6 protein-coding genes are annotated in these 5,714 nt (G+C 57.8%); 1 reads left to right on the top strand and 5 read right to left on the bottom strand.

Translation table 11 applies throughout. From position 1 onward, the window contains the following. Positions 1-111: 111 nt before the first annotated feature. The 4 genes from HT737_RS15930 to HT737_RS15915 all read right to left on the bottom strand — a co-directional run bounded on the left by HT737_RS15930 (position 112) and on the right by HT737_RS15915 (position 4,307). Positions 112-1,770: a Na/Pi cotransporter family protein gene (locus HT737_RS15930; protein WP_047297440.1), complete on the bottom strand. Its 1,659-nt coding sequence runs from the start codon at positions 1,768-1,770 to the stop codon at positions 112-114. 235 nt (positions 1,771-2,005) lie between these two features. Beyond that, positions 2,006-2,635, bottom strand: coding sequence for a hypothetical protein (locus HT737_RS15925; protein WP_182403223.1), 630 nt, complete (start codon positions 2,633-2,635; stop codon positions 2,006-2,008). After that, positions 2,635-3,792 carry a DUF2515 family protein gene (locus tag HT737_RS15920; protein WP_182403221.1) on the bottom strand — a complete coding sequence of 386 codons (1,158 nt, stop codon included), beginning with the start codon at positions 3,790-3,792 and terminating at the stop codon, positions 2,635-2,637. The genes HT737_RS15925 and HT737_RS15920 overlap by 1 nt, the downstream gene beginning before the upstream one ends. Positions 3,793-3,809: 17 nt before the next feature. Continuing rightward, complete coding sequence (locus tag HT737_RS15915; protein ID WP_007962705.1) at positions 3,810-4,307, bottom strand: PAAR domain-containing protein; 498 nt, start codon at positions 4,305-4,307, stop codon at positions 3,810-3,812. 572 nt (positions 4,308-4,879) lie between these two features. Here HT737_RS15915 and HT737_RS15910 point away from each other — a divergent pair. After that, positions 4,880-5,230 (top strand): DUF6124 family protein, encoded by a 351-nt coding sequence (locus HT737_RS15910; RefSeq protein WP_095667919.1) that lies wholly within the window; start codon positions 4,880-4,882, stop codon positions 5,228-5,230. Between the two features lie 130 nt (positions 5,231-5,360). Here HT737_RS15910 and HT737_RS15905 read toward each other — a convergent pair. Next, positions 5,361-5,714: TerC family protein (locus tag HT737_RS15905; protein WP_374011178.1), on the bottom strand; the 354-nt coding region annotated here is incomplete at its 5' end.

Raw genomic sequence — 5,714 nt, 5'->3', positions numbered from 1 at the left:
AGCTCCCACAAGGATTTGCGGCGCTCACAAAACCCTGTGGGAGCTGGCTTGCCAGCGAAGGCGTCCGTGAAGCTGAACTCTGAGTTACTGACTGACCCCAGCCCCAGACGTTCAAGGCGAATGCGTAATGTCTACCATATCGTCTGCTTCCAGCGCCCCGGTATCCGCCGTTTCCAGCACCACATAAGCACTGCTGCAGAACAGCGAATTCAAGCGCTTCATATCCGCAATCAGCTCCAGGTGCAGCGAACTGGTTTCCAGACTCTGCACGATCTTACGTTGCAAACGGCTGACATGGGCGTGGGCCAGACGCCGTTCCTGTGCGCGAAAGCGACGTTTCTCGCGCAACAGCTGACGGGCGCTTTCCTTGTCACCGCTGAGGAACACCGACAGGCCCAGGCGCAAGTTGGCGATCAGTTGCTGATGCAACCCGGCCAGATCCTCCAGGCCTTCTTCGGAAAACGACCGACGCTGGGAAGTCTTCTGCTGCTGCACCTTGCGCAGCATGCGTTCAATCAAGTCGCTGGCCAGTTTCAGGTTGATCGCCAGTTCGATGGTCTCCGCCCAGCGCCGACTGTCCTGCTCGCCGAGATCTTCGCGGGGCATTTGCGCCAGGTACAGCTTGATCGCGCTGTACAGCGCTTCGACGTCATCAGTCAGACGACGCATCTCCTGGGTCACGGCGGTCTGCTTGCCACGCAACACATCGAGCATCGCGTCGAGCATGTTGTCGATCAGATCGCCCATGCGCAGAGTCTCGCGGGCCGCGTTGGCCAGCGCCAGGCTAGGTGTCGACAGTGCCGTCAAATCAAGGTGACGCGGCTTGGCGGTGCCGTTGACTTCCGGGCGCTCCGGCAGCAACCAGGCGCACAGCCGCGCCATCGGGGCGACGCTGGGCAGCAGGATCAGGCAGCGCGCGGTGTTATAGAGCAGGTGAAACCCGATGACCATTTCCTGCGGGCTGAAGTCGAGCCCGTCCATCCAGTGCACCAGCGGATCGAGCACCGGGATGATCAGCAGCAGACCGATCAGCTTGTAAAGCAGGCTGCCCAGCGCCACTTGTCGGCCTGCTGCGTTCTGCATGCTGGTGCTCATGAACGCCAGCACGCCACTGCCGATGTTGGCGCCGATCACCAGGCCGATCGCCACAGGCAGGCTGATCACGCTGGCGCCGGCCAGCGTCGCGGTCAGCAGCACAGCGGCGAGGCTGGAATAGGAAATCATCGCGAACAACGCACCAACCAGGGCGTCGAGGAGGATGTCGCCGGTCAGCGAAGCGAAGATCACCTTCACACCTTGGGCGTGGGTGATCGGCGCGGCAGCTTCGACGATCAGTTGCAGGGCGAGAATAATCAGCCCCAGACCGATGCTGACCCGGCCCATCTGCCCGAGGCGCGTCTGTTTGCGCGACAGAAAGAAAATCACCCCGAGGAAAATCAGCAACGGCGACAGCCACGACAAGTCAAAGGTCAGCACCCGCGCCATCAGCGCGGTACCAACGTCGGCACCAAGCATGGTCGCCAGCGCCGGGGTCAGCGCCATCAGGCCCTGACCGACAAATGAAGTGACGAGCATGGCCGTGGCGTTGCTGCTCTGCACCATCGCGGTGACGACGATGCCGGCGACGAACGCGAGCCAGCGTCTGGACATGTTCTGGCCGATCACATGGCGCAGATTGGTGCCGTACACCCGCAGGATGCCGGTTCGGACGATATGCGTACCCCAGATCAGCAGGGCCACGGCAGACAGCAAATTGAGCAGGGTGAGCATGCAGACCCCCTGTAGTAGCAGCGCCCCAGAGGGGCAAGTGGACGGCACCGCGCGGTTTCTACGTCTTGTACTTAAGCTGTAGTCGGCTAACGGACTGGGCGCCAGCATTGCACAGCTAAAGTGCGGATTGAAACAAAAGTGTCATGTAAATGGATTTATTCACCTGACTTGAAAATCCCCGATTCCCCTGTGGAGCAGGCTTGCCAGCTCACACAGGGTTTGCGGCTTTGCCGGGTCAATCGCTGAAATGGTCTTCACCAAAACCTACATCAATCAAATATTTGGCCGTTTCGGGATTTCGCTCGTCGCAACGTGCATAGCATTTGATGTGGAGAAACAGGCTGTACTTATGGGGGATCAACAGAATGACACCATCTAATTGATCAAAAAGCTTGGCCTGGAGACGCGTCTTATCTTCTTCGGTTTCAGTCTTGAGCCAATCATTCCCTTCAACAGCTTCTGGCGACCAACCTGCCTTTTTGAACATCTGCTGCAGCTCACCCAGCAGATTCACTGCTTGCTCGAACGGCAACGTCTCCAGCATTGGTGACGTAGAAAGGGTGATTGCTTTGAAGTCAGACCAGCCAATTGCACCGAATTTTGTGACGGGCAGCGTGAACCCGTGTTGTTCGTCATCGAAAGTGATAATTACTGGGCTACTGATCCAAGTCGAACTCGGGTGAGGGGGATCACTAGGATAGATGGCAGTTTTATCTGTTACAGGAAATGATGAGTCGCGCACGACCTCGTCATATGTTTTTCCAATGTGGAAGGAAATTTGATGCGGACCTCTTCCCAAATAGAGTGTTAACGCGATAGCTCCTAATACGACGACAGCAGTGATGTAAAAACTGCGCTTACGCATCACTTTACTCCCCCGCCGGCTGCAATCTCGCGGATGGATTGCTCAAGTTTTGCCCGAGAGGACGGCTGTTTAAGCAGTTCGTTAAATTGAGTAGCAGCGCGCAGAACAAACTCCATTCGCTGATCCTTATCGGCAAGGTTAGCCAGGGGATTGCTGCCAAAAGCGACTTTTCGATTGTCAGGCGCTTTACATTGACTAGCGAGAGTGAGTTGGATCTCTTCGGCAGCGCCCGGCAACAATCCAGTCACAACCGAAATTACGTCCCCCCCATGTGTCCCTCGCATCAACAGGGCAAAGTGGGTTTCGTCGTACATCGCGGGCTGAAGAATGTTGACTTGTTCATGGAGCGCCATTTGCTCAACGCTACCTGAGATGTTTCCTTGATCAATGGCTTTGAAGGTCGCGTAAATCTCAGGATTATCAGCGCCAAACTCTACCTTCTTCGCAATCGGCCAAATCACATCTTTCGCGATCTCGCGCCGGCTCTTCAGACACTTCTCCATTTCCTTGTACCCCCGCACCATAAAAAACCGGTGCAACGGATAAACGTCCAGAAACAGCGATGTATTACCTAGCGCCAACATCTCATACACATAATCCAGCTGCTGCTGAACCACTGAGCGTGGGTTGTCGCCGATAGTGATGTCCTCGGTCGGCATCGGGTTTGCCGCTCGGGCTTTCTCAAGTTCCTCCTCAACCTCAGGATTGGTTCTGCTGAATTTGAATCCGAAGCCTTCGAACAAGGTTTCCGATGGGGCGTTGCGCAGCTTTTCCAGCGCTGCTTTCTGCGCAGCAATGGCAGTTTGCAGTTTGGTGGCGTGGATCAAGCCACACCCCACCTGCTTCGATGCAAACGCCGCCAGCCCCGCCCACTGAAATCGGTTATCCGCCAGCCACAACTGCGCGTACGCGGCGTTGATTTTGCGGTTGCGTGCCTGAGGGTCGGCGATGAGCACGCCGCCGGGGGCGACCCAGTCTTCGGCTTCTTTCTGGAAGCGCCGCCATAGGCAGTTGCAGGTCAGCAGCGGGACTTCGACGCGGGTTTTCGGATTGGGGCCGGCGGTGCTGGTTTCGCGTTTGCAGGTGGGCAGTTCGCAGGTGCTGTCCCAAAGCTTTTTCATGTCCAGGTCGTCTGGAGCGATGCATTGTCCGGTCATTGCTTCTTCCTTGAGTCTCAGACTGTCCAGCGCACGATGGCGAGATCGGGTTGCAGGGTGGCGACGCTTTGGGTCATGCCTTTTTCATTGGTCTGGCCTTTGACGATGCGGCCTTCGGCGGTTTCGATTTCGTAGCCTTGTTCGGCGATGGGTTCGCCGTTGCCGGCGCTGACGGCTTTGAACTCCACCAGCGGCTGGCCAATGATCGGCAGCGGCGGGATGAAGGGCGCGGGTGTGTGCGAACTGCCAATGATGACGTCGCCGGAGCCGCCAATCACCACGCCGCCATGGCTGGCGGTACTGTCGAGGGTCATGGCGTTTTTGCCGTTGATAAATACCGTCGCGGAAAAGGCGCCATTGAGGGCTTGGCCGCAGGTGCAGGTGTCACCGAGGCGGGCGGCGGCAAGGCCGTTGAAAAAGACGTCGCCGGAGCCACTGGCAATCGGGTTGGTGCCATGGCCGGGAAGCGGGCAGGTGGTCGGGTCCGTGACGCGTGCGGCGGGTTTTCCAGACATGAACACTCCTTGTTTGTCGTTTGGGCGAGCGGGGAAGCTAGCGAGCGAAGCTTGGGGCGTCAACCTTTGAATTCCGTCTCAAAGGGTTGCGATGTGCCACTGTGGGAGCGAGCCTGCTCGCGATGCGGTGGGTCAGGCAGGCTATTTTTTAACTGAGATGACGCCTTCGCGAGCAGGCTCGCTCCCACAGGTTTTGTGTCAGATCCTGAAGAGGTTAAACGCGGATTTTGCAGGGTGTTTATGCACACGCCGTGTTACGTCCGGAAGGCTACAAAACCTTGCGCCGTTGCCTACGGCTACGCCAGAATCCGCCGGCTTGTGCGCCTTGGGGCCGGTCTCTATCGTTTGCTTGCCACTGCTCATCAGTGGTCGGGATTAGTAGCCCGGGTTGCTAGTGTTGTGCACAAGTACCGTTCAGTCAGGTTTCGCTTTCCTGCACTCGATGGTGGTTGTGCGCAGGGCACCCTCGGGTGCGCCGGTAAAGCTAGCTCCCCGGTCTACTAACCTGCGCACAGCCGCCTCCATTCTTTTAGTAGAGAACGATGGCGGCTTCATTTGAGGAGCTAGTCAATATGTTCAAAGTGACACCCAACCCACCGGACACCGATCCGGCTACCGACACCCAGAAGATGAAAGAGGCGGCCGACCGGGCCATCGATTTCTACCTCGACCCCACGCTCAAGAAAGCCTGTGAGCCGGTGCGCAAACCCAGCACGATTTTCCTCATCGACCCCAAGGTCGATAACGAAACCCTGTTGGTGCATGCCTGCGAATCACTGGCGTCGGCGAGCATCATGGCCAGTGATCTGGCCGGGTTCATCGACGGGCCACAGCGCAATTCTCTGCTCGGCATTCAGCAGGTAATCATGCTTGGCGAACTGGCGGTGAACCGGGTGCTGCACAACCTCGTCCCCCCTGCCTGAATGCACAAAAACTGTGGGAGCGAGCCTGCTCGCGAAAGCGCTGGGTCAGTCAACATTGTTGTCGACTGACACTCCGTCTTCGCGAGCAGGCTCGCTCCCACAGGGGGGTTGCGTGATTCAGATTACCGGGTTACTGCCCCGGCACATCCTTGCGCAGCTTCACCGGGTCCTGCTGTTTTTTCTTCCTGGCGATCGCGGTGCGCATCTTGATGTTGATCGCTTCCACCGCCAGCGAGAACGCCATGGCGAAGTACACGTAGCCTTTTGGTACATGCACATCGAACGCTTCGGCGATCAGTACGGTACCGACCACCAGCAGGAACGACAGCGCCAGCATCTTCAGCGACGGGTGCTTGTCGATGAATTCGCTGATCTTGCCCGAGGCCGCCATCATCACCAGCACGGCAACGACGATTGCCGCGACCATCACCGGCACATGGGAGACCATGCCGACGGCGGTGATCACCGAATCCAGCGAGAACAC

Source organism: Pseudomonas sp. MD195_PC81_125, from assembly GCF_014060985.1.
GTDB lineage: Bacteria > Pseudomonadota > Gammaproteobacteria > Pseudomonadales > Pseudomonadaceae > Aquipseudomonas > Aquipseudomonas parakoreensis.
The sequence above is the reverse complement of the archived record's forward strand: the minus strand, read 5'-3'. Positions and strand labels throughout refer to the sequence as shown.